The sequence below is a fragment of the Azospirillum sp. INR13 genome (genome assembly GCF_015390205.1).
Taxonomy (GTDB): domain Bacteria; phylum Pseudomonadota; class Alphaproteobacteria; order Azospirillales; family Azospirillaceae; genus Azospirillum.
In genome coordinates, this window is the sequence record NZ_VUOI01000015.1 from 79,191 (window position 1) to 95,740 (window position 16,550).

Annotated in this window: 13 protein-coding genes and 1 pseudogene; 6 read left to right on the top strand and 8 right to left on the bottom strand. The window is 68.6% G+C overall.

The genetic code is table 11. From position 1 onward, the window contains the following. The first annotated feature begins 1 nt into the window (after position 1). Positions 2-721, top strand: coding sequence for an endonuclease III (gene nth, locus F1643_RS13045; protein ID WP_194913596.1), 720 nt, complete (start codon positions 2-4; stop codon positions 719-721). 130 nt (positions 722-851) lie between these two features. After that, positions 852-1,037 (top strand): hypothetical protein, encoded by a 186-nt coding sequence (locus F1643_RS13050; protein WP_194913599.1) that lies wholly within the window; start codon positions 852-854, stop codon positions 1,035-1,037. A gap of 61 nt (positions 1,038-1,098) precedes the next feature. On the opposite strand, the gene F1643_RS13055 is transcribed toward F1643_RS13050, so the two are convergent. The 4 genes from F1643_RS13055 to F1643_RS13070 all read right to left on the bottom strand — a co-directional run bounded on the left by F1643_RS13055 (position 1,099) and on the right by F1643_RS13070 (position 7,911). Beyond that, positions 1,099-2,607, bottom strand: coding sequence for an acetyl-CoA hydrolase/transferase family protein (locus tag F1643_RS13055; protein WP_194913600.1), 1,509 nt, complete (start codon positions 2,605-2,607; stop codon positions 1,099-1,101). Positions 2,608-2,877: 270 nt separating this feature from the next. Continuing rightward, positions 2,878-4,980, bottom strand: a complete 2,103-nt coding sequence (locus F1643_RS13060; RefSeq protein WP_194913601.1) for a bifunctional diguanylate cyclase/phosphodiesterase — start codon at positions 4,978-4,980, stop codon at positions 2,878-2,880. Positions 4,981-5,331: 351 nt separating this feature from the next. After that, complete coding sequence (locus F1643_RS13065; RefSeq protein WP_255542729.1) at positions 5,332-5,832, bottom strand: LysE family transporter; 501 nt, start codon at positions 5,830-5,832, stop codon at positions 5,332-5,334. A 249-nt stretch (positions 5,833-6,081) separates the two neighbouring features. Then, positions 6,082-7,911 (bottom strand): hypothetical protein, encoded by a 1,830-nt coding sequence (locus F1643_RS13070; protein ID WP_255542730.1) that lies wholly within the window; start codon positions 7,909-7,911, stop codon positions 6,082-6,084. 364 nt (positions 7,912-8,275) lie between these two features. On the opposite strand from F1643_RS13070, the gene F1643_RS13075 reads away from it, so the two are divergent. Then, the gene (locus tag F1643_RS13075; RefSeq protein ID WP_194913602.1) at positions 8,276-9,064 is read left to right on the top strand and encodes a DUF1194 domain-containing protein; all 789 of its coding nucleotides are present in this window, start codon (positions 8,276-8,278) and stop codon (positions 9,062-9,064) included. Between the two features lie 40 nt (positions 9,065-9,104). Here F1643_RS13075 and F1643_RS13080 read toward each other — a convergent pair whose 3' ends face one another. Next, positions 9,105-9,293 (bottom strand): hypothetical protein, encoded by a 189-nt coding sequence (locus F1643_RS13080; protein WP_255542731.1) that lies wholly within the window; start codon positions 9,291-9,293, stop codon positions 9,105-9,107. Positions 9,294-9,606: 313 nt separating this feature from the next. Between F1643_RS13080 and F1643_RS13085 the strand changes: the two genes are divergently transcribed. The 3 genes and pseudogenes from F1643_RS13085 to eat all read left to right on the top strand — a co-directional run bounded on the left by F1643_RS13085 (position 9,607) and on the right by eat (position 13,250). Further along, complete coding sequence (locus F1643_RS13085; protein WP_194913603.1) at positions 9,607-11,001, top strand: ethanolamine ammonia-lyase subunit EutB; 1,395 nt, start codon at positions 9,607-9,609, stop codon at positions 10,999-11,001. Next, positions 10,998-11,773 (top strand): annotated as a pseudogene (gene eutC / locus F1643_RS13090) (ethanolamine ammonia-lyase subunit EutC). The gene F1643_RS13085 and the pseudogene eutC overlap by 4 nt, the downstream one beginning before the upstream one ends. 64 nt (positions 11,774-11,837) lie before the next feature. Then, the gene (gene eat, locus F1643_RS13095; RefSeq protein ID WP_194913604.1) at positions 11,838-13,250 is read left to right on the top strand and encodes an ethanolamine permease; all 1,413 of its coding nucleotides are present in this window, start codon (positions 11,838-11,840) and stop codon (positions 13,248-13,250) included. Between the two features lie 92 nt (positions 13,251-13,342). Here the strand turns inward: eat and F1643_RS13100 are convergent, their stop codons facing one another. The 3 genes from F1643_RS13100 to F1643_RS13110 form a co-directional block, all read right to left on the bottom strand. Further along, positions 13,343-14,569 carry a polyhydroxyalkanoate depolymerase gene (locus F1643_RS13100; protein WP_194913605.1) on the bottom strand — a complete coding sequence of 409 codons (1,227 nt, stop codon included), beginning with the start codon at positions 14,567-14,569 and terminating at the stop codon, positions 13,343-13,345. Positions 14,570-14,774: 205 nt separating this feature from the next. After that, entirely contained in the window at positions 14,775-15,644 is an 870-nt protein-coding gene (locus tag F1643_RS13105; protein ID WP_370540584.1) for an endonuclease/exonuclease/phosphatase family protein, read from the bottom strand. Then, positions 15,641-16,550: TVP38/TMEM64 family protein (locus F1643_RS13110; protein ID WP_194913606.1), on the bottom strand; the 910-nt coding region annotated here is incomplete at its 5' end. The genes F1643_RS13105 and F1643_RS13110, both read right to left, overlap by 4 nt.

Sequence of the window (16,550 nt, forward strand, 5' to 3'; positions counted from 1 at the left end):
TATGACCGACCCCGCTGCGCTGCGCGACAAGGCGCTCGAAATCCACCGGCTGCTGTGCACCGTCTATGGCTGCCCGGTGGCCTATTTCCACAGCCTCGACCCGCTGAGCGAGCTGGTATCGTCGCTGCTGTCGCACCGCACCCGGAATGCGGCCTCCGGCGCTGCCTTCAAGGCGCTGCGGCGGCGCTGGCCCGACTGGGAGTCGGTGCGCGACGCCCCGGCCGCCGAGGTGGAGACGACCATCGCCGGTGTCACTTGGCCGGAACAGAAGGCACCGCGCATCCAGGCCATCCTGCGCCGCATCACCGAGCGGGTCGGCAGCCTGTCGCTCGACCTGCTGTCCGGCATGCCGGTGCCCGAGGCCCGCGCGTGGCTGGAGGAGTTGCCGGGGGTGGGACCGAAGACCAGCGCGGCGGTGTTGAGTTTCTCCACCCTGCGGCAGGCGGCCTTGCCGGTGGACAGCCATCACCACCGCGTCGCCGTCCGCACCGGCCTGATCCCCGCCAACGTCGCCGTCGGCCCTTCCCACGCCGTGCTGTCGGCGCAACTGCCGGCGGAGTGGGACGCCCAGCAGGTCTACGACAACCACGAGGTCATGATGCTGCACGGCCAGCGCTGCTGCTATCATCAGGCGCCGGCCTGCGACCGCTGCGTGCTGCTGCGCCTGTGCCCGACCGGACAGGCCCTGCGCCCGTCCGAGGATGAGCGGGAGAGGGCGTGAGGCCACCGGTTTTGTGCATTGCAACACGCAGCCATTCCCAGAATGCAGGGCCATTCACCATCACCTGGGCCATATAAGACTGTGAGGGCGACGAAGACGCCGCTCCGGTTTGCACAAGACGAGGCCTGAGGTGATTCACAAGATTTTGGACGCGATCGACACCATCGTCGCGGAAAAGCGGGAAAATGGGCAGCTTGAGGAATGGCTCAAGAGTGGTGCTGCCCGGCGTTTCTGCGAGAAGATTTCGTCCGAGCGCAAGCACTACTACCCCGCCCTGCTCCTGTACTTGGAGCGTAATGGCGGGCAGCACGTATGACGGCATATGGGTAACGGGGACGGGCCGCGGATTTCCGCGGCCCGCCCGTTTTTGAGGGGTCCTATTCGGCGGCCAGCGGCTTCGGCATCATGCTGCCGGTCTGCTGGAAGCGGGTGTGCCAGGCGAAGGCCTCCTCCAGCAAATGCGGGGTGTGTCCACCGCGTTGAAGTGCCCGGCGGTGATAGTCGGCCGCCAGGTCGCGGTAGCTGGGATGGACGCAGTTGCGGATGATGGTCTCCGCCCGCTCGCGCGGTGCCAGACCACGCAGGTCGGCCAGCCCGACCTCCGTCACCAGAACATCGACGTCATGCTCGTTGTGGTCGACATGGGTGACCATCGGCACGACGCTGGAGATCGCGCCGCCCTTTGCCAGCGACTTGGTGACGAAGATGGCGAGATGGCTGTTGCGGGCGAAGTCGCCGGAACCGCCGATGCCGTTCATCATCTGCGTGCCGTTGACGTGGGTGGAGTTGACGTTGCCGTAGATGTCGCACTCCAGCGCCGTGTTGATGCCGATGACGCCCAGGCGGCGGATCACCTCCGGATGGTTGGAGATCTCCTGCGGACGCAGCAGCAGCCGGCCCTTGTAGGAGCCGATCTTCGGCAGCACCTCTGCATACTTCCCGGCGCTGAGCGTGATCGAGGAGCCCGAGGCGAAGTTCAGCTTGCCGGCTTCGAACAGCTCGAAGGTGCTGTCCTGCAGAACCTCGCTGTACATGGTCAGGTCGTGGAACGGCCCGTCGATCAGCCCGTGCAGCACGGCGTTGGCGATGGTGCCGATGCCGGCCTGCAGCGGCGCCAGCGAGCGGCCCATCCGACCCTGCTTCACCTCGCGGCCCAGGAACTCGATCAGGTGGCCGGCGATGGCGTTGGTCTCGTCGTCCGGCGGCAGGATGCTGGCGGAACTGTCCTGCTTGCGCGTCACCACGATGGCCGCGATCCGCGACGGGTCGATCGGGATATAGGGCAGGCCGGCGCGGCTTTCCGCGGTCACCACCGGGATCGGCTCGCGGAAGGGGCGGCGGGTCGGGATGTAGACGTCGTGCATCCCCTCCAGATCCAGCGGCTGGGTCAGGTTCAGCTCGATGATGATCTTCTCGGCCAGGATGGCGAAGGTCGCCGAATTGCCGATGGAGGTGGTCGGCACGATTCCGCCGTTTTCGGTGATGGCGCAGGCCTCGATCACCGCGACGTCGACCGGCCCCATCTGGCGCGAGCGCAGCAGCTCCACCGTCTCCGACAGGTGCTGGTCGACGAACATCACCTCGCCGCGGTTGATCGCCTTGCGCAGCACCGGGTCGGCCTGGAAGGGCAGGCGGCGCGACAGAACGCCGGCCTCGGTCAGGATGCGGTCCACGTCGTTGCCCAGCGAGGCGCCGGTCATCAGCGTGATCTTCAGCTTCTCGGACGCGGCGCGTTCGGCCAGCGCCAGCGGCACGGCCTTGGCGTCGCCGGCGCGGGTGAAGCCGCTCATGCCCACCGTCATGCCGTCCTTGATCAGGAAGGCGGCTTCTTCCGCCGGCACGACCTTGCCCCATAGCGACTTCAGGCGAATGCGATCTCGGTACATCGGGCGTTCCTTTTATGAGTGCTTATTGGCGAATGGAGAACGATCCGTTCCCATGCGGTCATATTTTTTGTTTGAAAATACTCATAAGGAGGTGCTGTCCGGCGCCGCAATTGTTCGTCCGGAATATCAGGCCATCCTGATGTGAATGGGTGGGCGAATATCGGCAAACCGGTGCGGAATGCGGACGGAAACTTGTGGGTGATGGAGATCGGCAAATGAAACTCAGTTCCATTTTCGCCAAGTTCAAGAAGTTACTTGGCGCTCTGCCCCTCACGCCGTCAGCGGCAGCGCCTCGTCGCAGGCGAAGGCCGTCATCACCATCGCCTCGGCGGCATCGGCTGACAGCGGGCGCGAGATCAGAAAGCCCTGCAGGCAGTTGCAGCCGGCTTCGGCCAGCCAATGGCGCTGTTCGGCGGTCTCCACCCCCTCCGCCACGGTGGAGAGCAGCAGCTTCTGGGCCAGGGCGATGACGGTGGAGGCGATGTCGGGCGCGTGCGGCAGGTCGTTGACGAAGCTGCGGTCGATCTTCAGCACGTCCACCGGCAGTTCGCGCAAGTAGGCCAGGGAGGAATAGCCGGTGCCGAAATCGTCGATGGCGATGCGCACGCCCAACGCCCGCAAGCGGTTCAGCGTCGGCAGATGGTGGCGCACGTCCTTCATGATGACGGTCTCGGTGATCTCCAGCTCCAGCAGGTCGGGCGGGGTGCCGTGGCGCTGCAGTACCTGTTCGACCAGCCGGGCGAAGCCGGGATCGGCGAGCTGGCGGGCGGAGACGTTGACCGCGACCGGCACCGGGCCGTGGTCCAGCGCCCAGCGGGTGGCGGTCCGGCACGCCTCCTCCAGCACCCAATGGCCGATCTCGATGATCAGGCCGGTGTCCTCGGCGACCGGGATGAAATCGGCGGGGGAGATCGCCGCCCCCTCGTGCCGCCAGCGGATCAGCGCCTCGAAGCCGGTCAGCCGGCCGCCGGCCGCCTCGATCTTCGGCTGGTAGACCAGTTCGAAGGACTTGGCCGCCACCGCCTCGCGCAGTCCGGCCTCCAGCCGCAGGCGGGTTTCGGCGCGGTCGGTCATGTCGCGCGTGTGGAAGACGAAGCGGTTGCCGCCCGCCGCCTTGGCCGCCTGCATCGCCGAATCGGCCATCCGCATCAGCCCGGCGCCGTCCACGGCACCCGCGCCGGCCGCAGCGTCCATGGGGTGGAGGACGATGCCGATGCTGGCGGTGACGTGGACGCGGTGGTCGCCCACCTCGCGCAGGGTGGACAGGCCGTCCAGCAGCCGTTGCGCCACCATCGCCGCCTCCTCGCCGTCGGCGACGCGCTCCAGCACCACCAGGAACTCGTCGCCGCCCAGCCGGCCGACGGTGTCGCAACGCCGGACGCTGGCGCCGAGCCGCTCCGCCACCCGGCAGAGCAGCAGGTCGCCCACCCCGTGCCCCAGGCTGTCGTTGACCCGCTTGAAGCGGTCGAGGTCGACATAGAGCACCGCAAGCCGGCCGGCGCCCGGTTCCCGCGCGCGCTCCGCCAGATCGATGGCGTGGTCCAGCCGGTCGAGCAGCAGCGCGCGGTTCGCCAGCCCGGTCAGCGGGCAGCGGGTCGCCAGCCGGCGCAACTCGTCATGCTCCTGCTCCAGCAGGGTCAGGGTGTGGTTGAAGCGGGTGATGACGAAGCCGAGTTCGTCGTCGGCATGGCCGCGGGGCACCACCAGCGGCTGGCCGTAGGGCTTCTCCGGATCGATGCGCGCCACCGCGCGGCCGATCTGCAGAAGCGGACGGGTCAGCAGCCGGTGGAACACCGCCGCCATCGCCAGCCCGATCAGGAGATTGCGCAGGGTCCCCGCGACCAGCGCCGCCGAGACATAGGCGAGGAAGCCTGCCGCCGCCCGCCCGGTGTCGATTCCGACCGCCAGCCGGCCGACGATACGGCGGCTGCCTGCCGCATTGTCTGCCGCATTGTCCGCCGACGTGCTGCGGTCGGCTGCGGGGAGGGGGAGGTCATGGACCAGGGTCGGCCGGTCAGCAAAGAGCAGCGCGGTCGCCGCCCGTCCCAGCAGCGTCATCGGCGGGGCGGCCTGTTCGCGCCGGGCCAGCAGCGTGCCGTCCCCCAGCCGGATCTCCGCCCAGCCGGCATTCGCGCGCACCATGCCGTCCAGCACCTGCCCGGCCAGATCGCCGTCGATCAGCCAGGCAGCGGTGGCGGCCGGCCCCTCCACCAGAGCGGCCGCCTCCCCGATCCTGGCCAGCGCCATCGTCCGCTCGCGCGAGGCGGTCCAGGTGAACTCCACCGCGGTGATGGCGAATCCGATGACGAAGGCGGCCAGGACCGCATGAATCGCCTGCTTCAGCGTCAAGCTGCGCAGGACTGGGATCGCCATCGCACCGTTCCTCGACCGCGGGTTTCGCACCGCCACGCCTCCATTTGGGTAACCCTTCGGGGACGTGGCAAACCGATGCATTAATAGGGCGGGCGATGACTCGAGCACGGCGGTTCTATGAAATTTTTGTAACCGAGATCCGGTGCTTATTGCTGACAATGCATATTGCTGCATAGGTCCATTCGCGCAGCGCATGGCTACCATTCAGCATTGGTAATACCACTTCGTGTGCGGCGCAGCATATCTTGGCCTTGCCCATTCTCGGGGCGTTTCCTCCCTAAACTTCAGGGCCGCGCATCTGCGCGGCCCTTTTTCTTTCCGGGAGCGGGAGGGAAGGACGGGGCCGGTGCGTCAGACCCGGCGGGCGAGCGCCAGAAGGCCGCCGGCGCCGATCATCAGGCCGCCGGTCAGCCGGTTGAGCGACTTCGCCGCCGACACCGTCGTCAGTTTCGCCGCCAGCCGGTCGCCGCCGGTGGCATAGGCCATGATCCAGCCGAACTCGATCACCACCATGGTGGCGACCAGCGCGCTCAACTGCGGCGCCAGCGGCGCGCCTGCATCGATGAACTGCGGGAACAGGGCGCCCATGAAGACCAGCGCCTTCGGGTTGCTGAAGGCGACCAGGGCGCCGCGCAGGAACAGCCGCGCCGCCGACCCTTCGCCGGTCGCGGACGCCGCGGCGTCGCGGTTGCCGGCCGGCTCCACCGGCGCCCGCCACGCGGCAATGCCGAGCCAGGTCAGATAGGCCACGCCGGCCCAGCGCACGATCTCGAAGGCAAGCACGGAGGTGGAGAGCAGGGCGCCCAGCCCGAAGGCCGACAGCGCCGCCATCACCGCCAGCGCCACGCACATGCCGGCCCCGCCCCAGGCGGGCGCGCCGCGCGCCGAAGCGCAAGCCCAGGCTCATCGCCAGCAGCATGTTCGGCCCCGGCGTCATCGAGATCACGAAGGCGGTGGCGAAGAAGAAGGCAAGCGTCTGCCACGTCATGGTCTGGGGCCTCGACAACGGGGGTGGGCAACAATCGGATGCACCACAGCACCATGCGCATGGTTCCGCCGCAAGCGGCGGCGGCGAAACTCAGCCATGCCTTGCCTTGAGGGTTAAGGAAAAGCCGCCTGGACCCGCCAGGCGCGGAAGGCGAGGTTGGCCGAATCCTGGTCGGGACGCCGGTAGGCGGCAAAGCGGCGGTCGCGGATGCGGGCGCGGGCGTCGGTCCACACCGCGTTCCAGTCGATGGTGCCGTCGGCCAGCAGCCGTTCCTCGATGATGCCCAGCAGCGTTTCGTTGACGGCCGACACGCCGATGTTCTGCGTTGCCAGGACCAGCGCGTCGGGCGCCCGCTCCAGCGTGGCGCGAAGCCGCGTGTGGCCGCCGCAGGACCCCCAGAAGACCAGCGCGGTGGCCGGCCCGATCTCCGCCATCGTGCCGTCCTCGTGATAGCTGTGGCCGCGGTGGACGACGATGGACGGGGTCAGCCCTTCGCGCGCCATCCAGTCCCAGGCTTCGGCCCGTCCCGCATCGCCGGCGCCGGGCACGTCGGCGACGATGACGATGCGGCGGCCATGGCGGTCGGGGCTGACGGCGACGACGAAGCCGGACCGGCTGTGCAGCGCCCAGCCCTGCATCCGGTGCTGCCGCAGGAAGCCGCGGAAGGACGCGCGTCCGTCGGGATCGTCGTAGAAGGTCATCCGCTGCACGTTGAGGCCGTTGCGGAACAGGCGCTGCGCGGTCAGGACGGGCGAGGCGCCCAGCGAATGGCGCTGAAGGAACCGCTCCGCCTCGAAAGCGGGAGTGGCCGGCCGGCCGGACAGGCGCGTCGCGTGCAGGCTGCCTGCCAACCCGGCCATCGCCTTGACGGAGCTTTCCTCCGCGTCGCGGTACCAGGCCGCCAGTTCGCCCTCCAGCGCGGCGCGGACCGCGCGGTTGTCGAGGTCCATGGCGTCGGCCAGCACGCCGATGACCACCGCGGGATCCGGCATGCCGCTCGTTGCCGGTGCCTGCGGCGTCCGGATCGCCGGCAGCAGGGCCTGGATGCTCTCGCGCATCAGCTCCCGCGCGGTGGCGGGGTCGGTGCCGAACAGGCTGCCGGCCCGCCCGCCGCCGACGACGGCGATGAAGAAGTCCGCCCACAGCGGCCGGGTCCGCGCCCCGCGGGCAAGGTCGAGGATGCCGCGCCGCTCCTGCTTCAGCTGGATCCGGAGGATGTCGACCAGCCCGTCGAGCGACGAGGTGTAGAGCTGCGGACCGATCCGGGCGATCAGACCGAACAGATCCTCCGACGACAGGGCCAGCGTGATGCGGAAGCGATCGGCCGGCGGATCGTCCACCATGTCGTCCAGCAGCACGCCGATCTTCGGCCCCACCAGCGCCGGGTGGCGCGCCAGGGACGCGGACAGCGCCTTGGCCGCCTGGGTTTCCAGCAGGCGCAGATGCTCCTTGGACAGGCGTTTGCGCAGCTCGTGACGCGTCTCGTAGAAGGGCAGGCCGCTGTCCAGCGAGCGCGTCAGCAGCCCGATGTCGAGCGCACGGGCGATAACCTCCGAACCGCCGGGACGGGCGGACAACTGGTCCGCGGCGCCCACGGCGTCGAAGGGGGCGAGCATGACCGCCTCCCGCAGGGCGGCCAGGGCAGCCTCGCCGGGGAACAGGCTGGAACAGCGGAAGGCCTCGGCCGGGTTGCTGCGGGCCAGTTCCGCGAAGGCCGCATCCCCGCCGAACAGCGCGTCGAGGACGGGCTTGCCCGCCGGTTCGTGGTCGGCGCAGGCCGTGGGCGTTTCGATGGCGCGGAGGGCGGGGGCTGCCGGCTTGGGCAGGGCGGGCGCCATCAGTTCGGCCGCCATCAGTTCGGCCGAATGCAGCGGTGGAGGCACGGTCTGCGCCGTCGCCGCTCCGGACCAGACGCCGGGCCAGCCGGCGGTAAAGACGGCCAAGAGGGCGCACACGGTCAATGCAGGCCGCGGCAAAGCGGCGGAGGGCGAGCGGCCTGAGGGCTTGTCGATGGCTGATGCGGACATGAACTGCCGGACGGGGCATGCGCGGGGGGCTCTGCCGTTTGGCGTACCCCTTACGGCTTAACCTATGCAGGCAATCGGGCCTTTGTCACCCGTTACCGGTGCCGCCGACACGGGTGCCGGCTTCCCTCCAAGCTGCGGCAGCGGCGGAGTACTCCGCCTTGGCCTTCCATTGCTGCCGGAATCGCCCGACAGGGCATGGACAGAGACCGTTCGCATACCAATCCTCAGTCCTTCGTCCGACGCCAGGCGTCCGGACAGCCGGTGGCGAAGGGGGGTGCGTATGCGTGCATACCGTCTTTTGGCCCGTTTCCCGACCCGTCTCCTGGCCGGCTTCCCGGCCATCCTTCTGATCCTCACCCCCTTATGCCTGTCCTTATCCGCGGCCCCGGCCGTGGCCCAGACGCCGGTGGACCTGGAACTGGTCCTGGCGGTGGACGTGTCCGGCAGCGTCGATCCGGACGAGGCGAAGCTGCAGCGCAACGGCTATGTCCAGGCGCTTCTGAACCCGAAGGTGCAGGCGGCGATTCGCGGCGGACCCTTCGGCCGGATCGGCGCCACCTATGTGGAATGGGCGGGGGAAAGCCACCAGCACACCGTCGTCGGCTGGACCGAACTGAGCGATCCGGCCAGCATCGAGCGCTTCGCCGGCATGGTGGCGGAAGCGCCGATGATGACGGAGCAATGGACCTCCATCAGCTCCGCCATCGACTATTCCGTCCCGCTGTTCGACAACAACGGGTTCGAGGGCACGCGGCGGGTCATCGACCTGTCGGGCGACGGCGAGAACAACCGCGGCCGCCCGGTGGAGGAGGCGCGGGATGCCGCGGTCGCCCGCGGCATCACCATCAACGGCCTGCCGATCCTGAACGACCGGCCCAACCCGTGGGGCGGTGCCGCGCCGAACGACCTGGAGGGCTATTACCGCGACCATGTCATCGGCGGCCCCGGCGCCTTCCTGGTCCCCGCCCGCGACTTCGATGCCTTCGCCGACGCGATCCTCAGCAAACTGCTGCTGGAGGTGTCGGGGATCCAGCCGGCCGGGCGGGAGCGGGACCTCGCGGCCCGCTGAGCGGGCCGGCCGGGTTGGAGAGGCGCGGGTTGGAGAGGTGTCAGTCCACCGCGCGGTCGACGGCGCGGCCGGCCTTTTCGGCCGGACCCGGCGGATCGATGGCGTCCTTGATGTTCTGGCCGGCGTTGTCGATGGACTCGCCGGCACGCTCGGCCGGGCCTTCATTGTGGCAGGCGGCCACGGCGACCAGCGGCAGGACCAGGACGGCGGTGCGCAACAGCGTCAGCATGACGGACTCCTTCTTGCGTGGCGCGCGGCGTCCGGTGATGGGCGGCGCGCTGCGGTGCGTGATCAACTGTATGGCCGGGCTTCAGGTTCGGCCGTCTACCCGATTGCGCCGCCGAAGGTCGCGCTTGGGCCGGGGTGTCTCCATTCAGTTACTCCTCCCGCCCGTATCCCCCTCTCCCCAGGGGGGAGAGGGGATCCTGGTGGGGGAGAGGGGCGGGATCAGGGAAGCCGCGCATTTTGTGTTCTACGGTCAACTGCCCGCCGCTCGTCCCGTGCCACTCTCGCCCGAGGGATGAGACGGGCGGGAGGCCGGCATGGCTGGTTACCATTGCGATCTGGGGCGGCAACGCCACCGTTTCGACGACCTGAAGACGCTGATGGCCTGCGCCTCGCCGCGAAGGTCGGGGGACGAGTTGGCGGGCATCGCCGCCGACAGCGACGAGCGGCGGGTGGCGGCGCGCATGGTGTTGGCCGACCTGCCGCTGAAGGTCTTCCTGAACGAGGCGCTGGTCGCTTACGAGACCGACGAGGTGACGCGCCTGATCATCGACGGCCATGACGCCGAAGCCTTCCGGCCGGTGGCGCACATGACGGTCGGGCAGTTCCGTGACTGGCTGCTGTCCTACGAGGCCGATACCGCTGCGCTGACGGCGCTCGCCCCCGGCCTGACGCCGGAGATGGTTGCGGCGGTGTCCAAGCTGATGCGCAACCACGATCTGGTCTGCGTCGCCGCCAAATGCTCGGTCGTCACCCGCTTCCGCACAACGGTCGGGCTGCCGGGGCGGCTGTCGAGCCGGCTGCAGCCCAACCATCCGACCGACGACCCGACCGGCATCGCCGCCTCCACGCTCGACGGGCTGCTCTACGGCATCGGCGACGCGGTGATCGGCATCAACCCGGCGACCGACAATGTGCCGGCCTGCATCGCGCTCTTGGAGATGCTGGACGCGGTGCGCACCCGCTTCGACATCCCGGTCCAGTCCTGCGTGCTGGCCCATGTCACCACGACGATCCAGGCGATGGAGCGCGGGGCGCCGGTCGACCTCGTCTTCCAGTCCATCGCCGGCACCGAGAAGGCCAATGCCGGCTTCGGCGTCACCCTGTCGCTGCTGGCCGAAGCGCAGGAGGCGGCCAAATCGCTGAAGCGCGGCACCATCGGCGACAACGTCATGTATTTCGAGACGGGGCAGGGATCGGCGCTGTCGGCCGACGCCCATTTCGGCATCGACCAGCAGACGGTGGAAACCCGCGCCTATGCCGTCGCCCGCGCCTTCGACCCGCTGCTGGTCAACACGGTGGTCGGCTTCATCGGCCCCGAATATCTCTATGACGCCAAGCAGATCACGCGGGCCGGGCTGGAGGACCATTTCTGCGCCAAGCTGCTGGGCGTGCCGATGGGCTGCGACGTCTGCTACACCAACCATGCCGAGGCCGACCAGGACGACATGGACGTCCTGATGACGATGCTGGCGACCGCGGGGGTCAATTTCCTGATCGCGGTGCCCGGCGCCGACGACGTCATGCTGAATTACCAGAGCTTGTCCTACCACGACGTGCTGGGCCTGCGGCATCTGCTGAAACGCCCGCCGGCCCCTGAATTCGAGGCGTGGCTGGACAAGGCCGGCTGGCTCGACGAGCAGCGCCGCCTGCCGCCCTGGCCCGACCAGAGCCTCGTCGTCTCCGCCCTGCTGGGGAGCGCCGCGCCATGAGCGAGACCCGGAAGGACAATTCAAAAGATCCATGGGCACGCTTCCGCAGCGCCACCCGCGCCCGCATCGCGCTCGGCCGCAGCGGCGACGCCCTGCCGACCAAGGCGCTGCTGGAGTTCCAACTGGCCCATGCCCGTGCCCGCGATGCCGTGCACAGCGCGGTCGACTTCGACCGTCTCGCCGCCGACCTGTCGCCGCTGGAGACACTGCGCGTCCACAGCGCTGCCTCCGACCGGCCGACCTACCTGCGCCGGCCCGATCTCGGCCGCCGGCTGGACCCTGCCAGTGCGGCGACCCTGCGGGGTGGGGAGTGGGACCTGTTGTTCGTGATCGCCGACGGGCTGTCGGCCGCGGCGGTGCAGGTGAATGCGGCGCCGCTGGTCCATGCCTGCGTGGCACGGCTCGGGCATCTGCGCATTGGCCCGGCGGTGCTGGCCGGACAGGCGCGGGTGGCGCTGGGCGACGAGGTGGGGTCGGCCATGGGCGCCCGGCTGGTCGCGCTGCTGGTGGGGGAGCGGCCCGGCCTGTCGGCCGCGGAATCGCTGGGGGTCTATCTGACCTGGGACCCCAGGCCGGCCGCGCCGATTCCGAACGCAACTGCATTTCCAACATCCATTCCGACGGCCTGTCCATCCGGACGGCCGCCGACAAGCTGTGCTGGCTCGCAACCGAGGCGGCGCGGCTGAAGCTGACGGGGGTCGGCCTGAAGGAGGACGCCCCGTCCCTGGCCGGTCCGGACAACGAGAAAAACCAACTGCCCGACCGGTCGTGAGAGAGCGCCGCCATAGACACCAACGCCACTAAACCCAAAGCCTTGAACAGGGGCAGGAGGCAACATGTCTGGGAACACGAAGCCTGAATTGAGCAAGAGCCTGAGCGGGCTCCATCTGTGGGGGATCGCCGTGGGGCTGGTGATCTCCGGCGAATATTTCGGCTGGAGCTACGGCTGGGCGGCGGCGGGAACGCTCGGCTTCCTCGTCACCACGATCCTGATCGCGGCGATGTACACAACCTTCATCTTCAGCTTCACCGAGCTGACGACCGCCATTCCCCATGCCGGCGGTCCCTTCGCCTACAGCTACCGCGCATTCGGACCGAAGGGGGGCTTCGTCGCCGGATTCGCCACGCTGATCGAGTTCGTCTTCGCGCCGCCGGCCATCGCGCTCGCCATCGGCGCCTATCTGAACGTGCAGTTTCCCGGGCTCGACCCCAAGCTGGCCGCGGTCGCCGCCTATGTCATCTTCATGGGGCTGAACATCGCCGGCGTGTCCATCGCCGCCACCTTCGAACTGTTCGTCACGCTGCTGGCGATCTTCGAACTGGTGGTGTTCATGGGCGTGGTGTTCCCCGGCTTCTCCTGGGCCAATTTCACCGCCAACGGCTGGGCCGGGTCGAACAGCTTCGGCATGGACGCCTTCGGCGGCATCTTCGCCGCGATCCCCTTCGCCATCTGGTTCTTCCTGGCGATCGAGGGCGCGGCGATGGCGGCCGAGGAGACCAAGGATCCCAAGCGTACCGTGCCGCGCGCCTATATCGGCGGCATCCTGACGCTGGTGGTGCTGGCCTTCGGCACCATGATCTTCGCGGGTGGCGTGGGTGACTGGACCGCGCTGTCCAACATCAACGACCCGCTGCCCCAGGCGATGAAGGCGGTGGTCGGCGAATCGAGCGGCTGGCTGCACATGCTGGTGTGGATCGGCCTGTTCGGGCTGATCGCCTCCTTCCACGGCATCATCATGGGCTATTCGCGCCAGATCTTCGCGCTGTCGCGCGCCGGCTTCCTGCCGCCGGTGCTGTCCCGCCTGCACCCGACCCGCAAGACGCCGCACTGGGCGGTGCTGGCCGGCGGCGTGGTGGGCATCGCCGCCATCTATTCCGACGAGTTCATCCAGATCGGCGGCCTGCCGCTGACCGCCAACATCGTCACCATGTCGGTGTTCGGCGCCATCGTCATGTACATCATGAGCATGGCGGCGCTGTTCCGCCTGCGCGCCGCCGAACCGGCGCTGGAGCGGCCGTACCGCGCGCCCTTCTATCCGGTCTTCCCGGCGATCTCGCTGGTGCTGGCGGTGCTCGCCCTGGTGACGATGGTCTACTACAACGCCCTGGTGTTCGGCCTGTTCGTGGCGCTGTTCGCGCTGGGCTATCTGTTCCACATCGCGACGGCCGGTATGCGGGCGCAGGCAGGCGCGACCGGCGGGCTGGGGCATATGGATGCCTTCACCGAAGCGCGGACGATGGTGGATTGAGGTTTCGACGGGCGAAGTTAGACCCCCACCAGTCTCCTCCCCCGCTCAGCGGGGGAGGAGACTGGTGGGGGTCTAACTCCGCCCGGAAGCCCTCACTCCCCGTCGTGGCTCCGGATGAAGCTGCGGATTTCCGGCAGGATGGCTTCGCGCCAGCGGCGGCCGTTGAAGATGCCGTAATGGCCGACGCCCTTCTGGAAATGCGTCTTGCGCATGTCGTCAGGCAGGGACGAGCACAGGCGCTGGGCCGCGATGGTCTGGCCGGGGGCGGAGATGTCGTCCAGCTCGCCCTCCACGGTCATCACGGCCGTCTTGCGGACTGCCGCCGGCTCCACCTTGCGGCCGCGCGAGACCATCTTGCCTTCCGGCAGGGCGTGCTTCTGGAACACGGTCTCGATGGTCTGCAGGTAGAATTCTGCCGACAGGTCCATCACCGACAGATATTCGTCGTAGAAGCGGCGGTGCTGCTCGGCCGAATCGCCGTCGCCGCGGACAAGGTGGCGGAACAGCCCGACATGCTCGTTGATGTGGCGGTCGAGGTTCATCGACATGAAGCCCGACAGCTGGATGAAGCCCGGATAGACGCGGCGGAAGGCACCCGGATAATAGACCGGGACCGTGGTGATCACGCTGCGCTCGAACCACTTCAGCGGGCGTTCCATCGCCAGCTTGACCGGCGTCGTCGGGTTGGCCATCGGGTCGATCGGGCCGCCCATCAGGGTCATGCTGCGGGCCTGCACCGGCTCGTCCGCCGCCGCCATCAGCGACACCGCCGCCATCACCGGCACCGCCGGCTGGCACACCGCGATGACGTGGGTGTTGGGGCCCAGGAAGCGGATCAACTCCGCCACCGTGTCGATGTAGTCGTCGAGGTCGAAGCGCCCGGCCGACATCGGCACCAGCCGCACGTCGATCCAGTCGGTGATGTACACGTCGTGGTCGCGCATCAGCGCCTCCACCGTGCCGCGCAGCAGCGTGGCGTGGTGGCCCGACATCGGGGCGACCAGAAGCACCTTCGGCTGGCGCGGCGTGCCTTCCGGCTTGGCGAAGTTCAGCAGCTTGCAGAAGGGAGACTGCCAGACGAACCGTTCGGTGACCGGCACGGTCTGCCCGTCGACCACCGTCTCCGCCAGCCCGAAGGCCGGCTTGCCGAAGCGGCGGGTCGTCCGCTCCATCAACTCGGCCCCGGCGGCGACCGCCCGGCCCAGCTTGGTGTAGGACAGCGGAACCAGCGGGTTCTGGAAGGTGTGCTGGGCGGCTTCGGCCCAGAAACGCATCGGCCGCATGGCGGCGTGTTGCATATCGTACAGGTGATACAGCAAATCAGATCCTCACGTCACGGCTACCCCCGGTCGGCCAGGGTTCGTTGGTCCGGTTCGTTATACCTTCGACCAGATATTGATCGTATTACCAACCATATCCTTCGTCGGGGGTCGCGTATAGGTCAAGAGCCTCTTCGCATTTGCAAAGCTCTGTTGTTAAAAGAACATTGCGCTGCACAAAAAATTATCAACCGCAACAATCCCGCTATGACCCCGGCGCGCGGCTCCGTTGGTCATACTGACGTTCAGGGAAATGGCTGACGATCAGGGGACGGCCAGTACGGCGCGGACCGGCAGATGGTCCGATGCCCGACGGGTCAGGACGCTGCGCACCACCTCGAAAGCGGGGGATTTGCAAGCCTCCCGTCACATAGATGCGGTCGAGCCGCAGGGTCGGCATGCGGGCGTGGAAGCTGCGCGGGTTGGCGACGTCGGCGAAGGACGCGGCCAGATGGCGCAGCCGCGGCGAGCTGGGCGTCCATTCGTTCAGGTCGCCCATGAACAGGGTGGGCAGCTCCGGTTGCCCTTCCACCCGCGACACGATGTCGCCGACCTGTTTGGCCCGTTCCCAGGGATCGAGGCCGAGATGGGCGACGATCACCCGCACCGGGCGGCCTTCCACCTCCACCACCGCGTCGATGGCGCCGCGCGGCTCGCGCTTGCCGACGGAGAGGTCCATCGTCTCCATCGAGCGCACCGGCAGGCGGGTCAGCAGGCAGTTGCCGTAATGGGCGCGCTCGCTGTGCTTTGTCGGGCCGGCATAGGCCTTCATGCCCGTGTGCTGTTCCAGGAAGGCGAACTGGTCCATTCCCGATTCGCCGCGATGGTGCCAGCCGACCTCCTGCAACCCGATCAGGTCGACCTCCAGGTCGCGGATCACCTGGGCGATGCGGTCGGGTGCGAATCGGGCGTCCAGCCCGACGCAGCTGTGGATGTTCCAGGTGGCGACGCTGAACGCGGCCATGCCGTCCGGAATCGGGGAACTGCGGTTGTCGGCACGGCGGGGACGGCGGGCACGGGCCGCGCGCAACGCGGCGGCGATGCGCTGGACACGCTCACGGCTGAAACGGATCACGGTTCCAAAATCCTTTCGTCTGCCCTGTCGTCTTGTCCCACATCCGGAGCCTTCCGCCCCGACCGGCCGAGCACCCGGCTGGTCAGCCAGCCGAGCCCGATCGCCACAGCCCCCATCGCCACCAGCAGCGCGATGTCGGCGGCGCCGGGATTGCCGATGGTCCGTTCAAGCTGGTGCCCGAGCAGATTGAAGGCAAGGATGCCGGGCGCAAGACCGACCATGGTGCCGATCACGTAATCGCCGAATCGCAGCTTCGACGCGCCAGCGGCAAGGTTGACCACGGTGTAGGGTGCCACCGGCACCGCGCGCACGCCGGCCACCGCGGCGATGCCGCTGTCGGCCAGCTTCTCGTTGAGCCGCGCGATCAGCGGGCCGCCATGGCGGTCCAGCAGGTCGCGCCCCGCCATCCGCCCGGTCCAGAACATCGCGACCGCCGAGGCGACCGCTCCGCCCATGGCGGTGGGGAAGCCCCACCATGGCCCCATCACGATGGCGGTGGCGGCGATCATCAGGGTCAGCGGGAACATGACGTAGCCGCCGGCGACATAGGCCAGGATCAGCCACAGCGGCGCCAGCGGGCTGTCGCGCAAGTTCTGGAAGACCGCGAGCACGGCGTCCAGCGTCGCCCATTCGCTGAGCGCGGTGTAACGCCACATCCCCCACAGCCCCAGGAGCGCCAGGACGCCGGCCAGCATCAGCCAGTGGCGGGTGCGCGGGATCCGCGACGGCAGCACCCGGCGCACGATGTCCACCGCGTCGACCGGGTGTTCGGGATCGAAGACGCGGGCGTCGGCGACCGCGGCGGCCAGCCCGTCCGGTTCGGGGTCGTGCAGCGGCTCCAGCGTGCGCCCCACCGGCTTGCGCAGCGACTCGATGGCCGCGGTGAGCGAGCCGAGCCGCCGGTGC

Coding starts and splice junctions, on each gene's coding strand:
- F1643_RS13085 (WP_194913603.1), top strand. CDS start 9,607: ATGGCTGGTTACCATTGCGATCTGGGGCGGCAACGCCACCGTTTCGAC.
- F1643_RS13080 (WP_255542731.1), bottom strand. CDS start 9,293: ATGCTGACGCTGTTGCGCACCGCCGTCCTGGTCCTGCCGCTGGTCGCC.
- eat (WP_194913604.1), top strand. CDS start 11,838: ATGTCTGGGAACACGAAGCCTGAATTGAGCAAGAGCCTGAGCGGGCTC.
- F1643_RS13055 (WP_194913600.1), bottom strand. CDS start 2,607: ATGTACCGAGATCGCATTCGCCTGAAGTCGCTATGGGGCAAGGTCGTG.
- nth (WP_194913596.1), top strand. CDS start 2: ATGACCGACCCCGCTGCGCTGCGCGACAAGGCGCTCGAAATCCACCGG.
- F1643_RS13060 (WP_194913601.1), bottom strand. CDS start 4,980: ATGGCGATCCCAGTCCTGCGCAGCTTGACGCTGAAGCAGGCGATTCAT.
- F1643_RS13075 (WP_194913602.1), top strand. CDS start 8,276: ATGCGTGCATACCGTCTTTTGGCCCGTTTCCCGACCCGTCTCCTGGCC.
- F1643_RS13065 (WP_255542729.1), bottom strand. CDS start 5,832: ATGTGCGTGGCGCTGGCGGTGATGGCGGCGCTGTCGGCCTTCGGGCTG.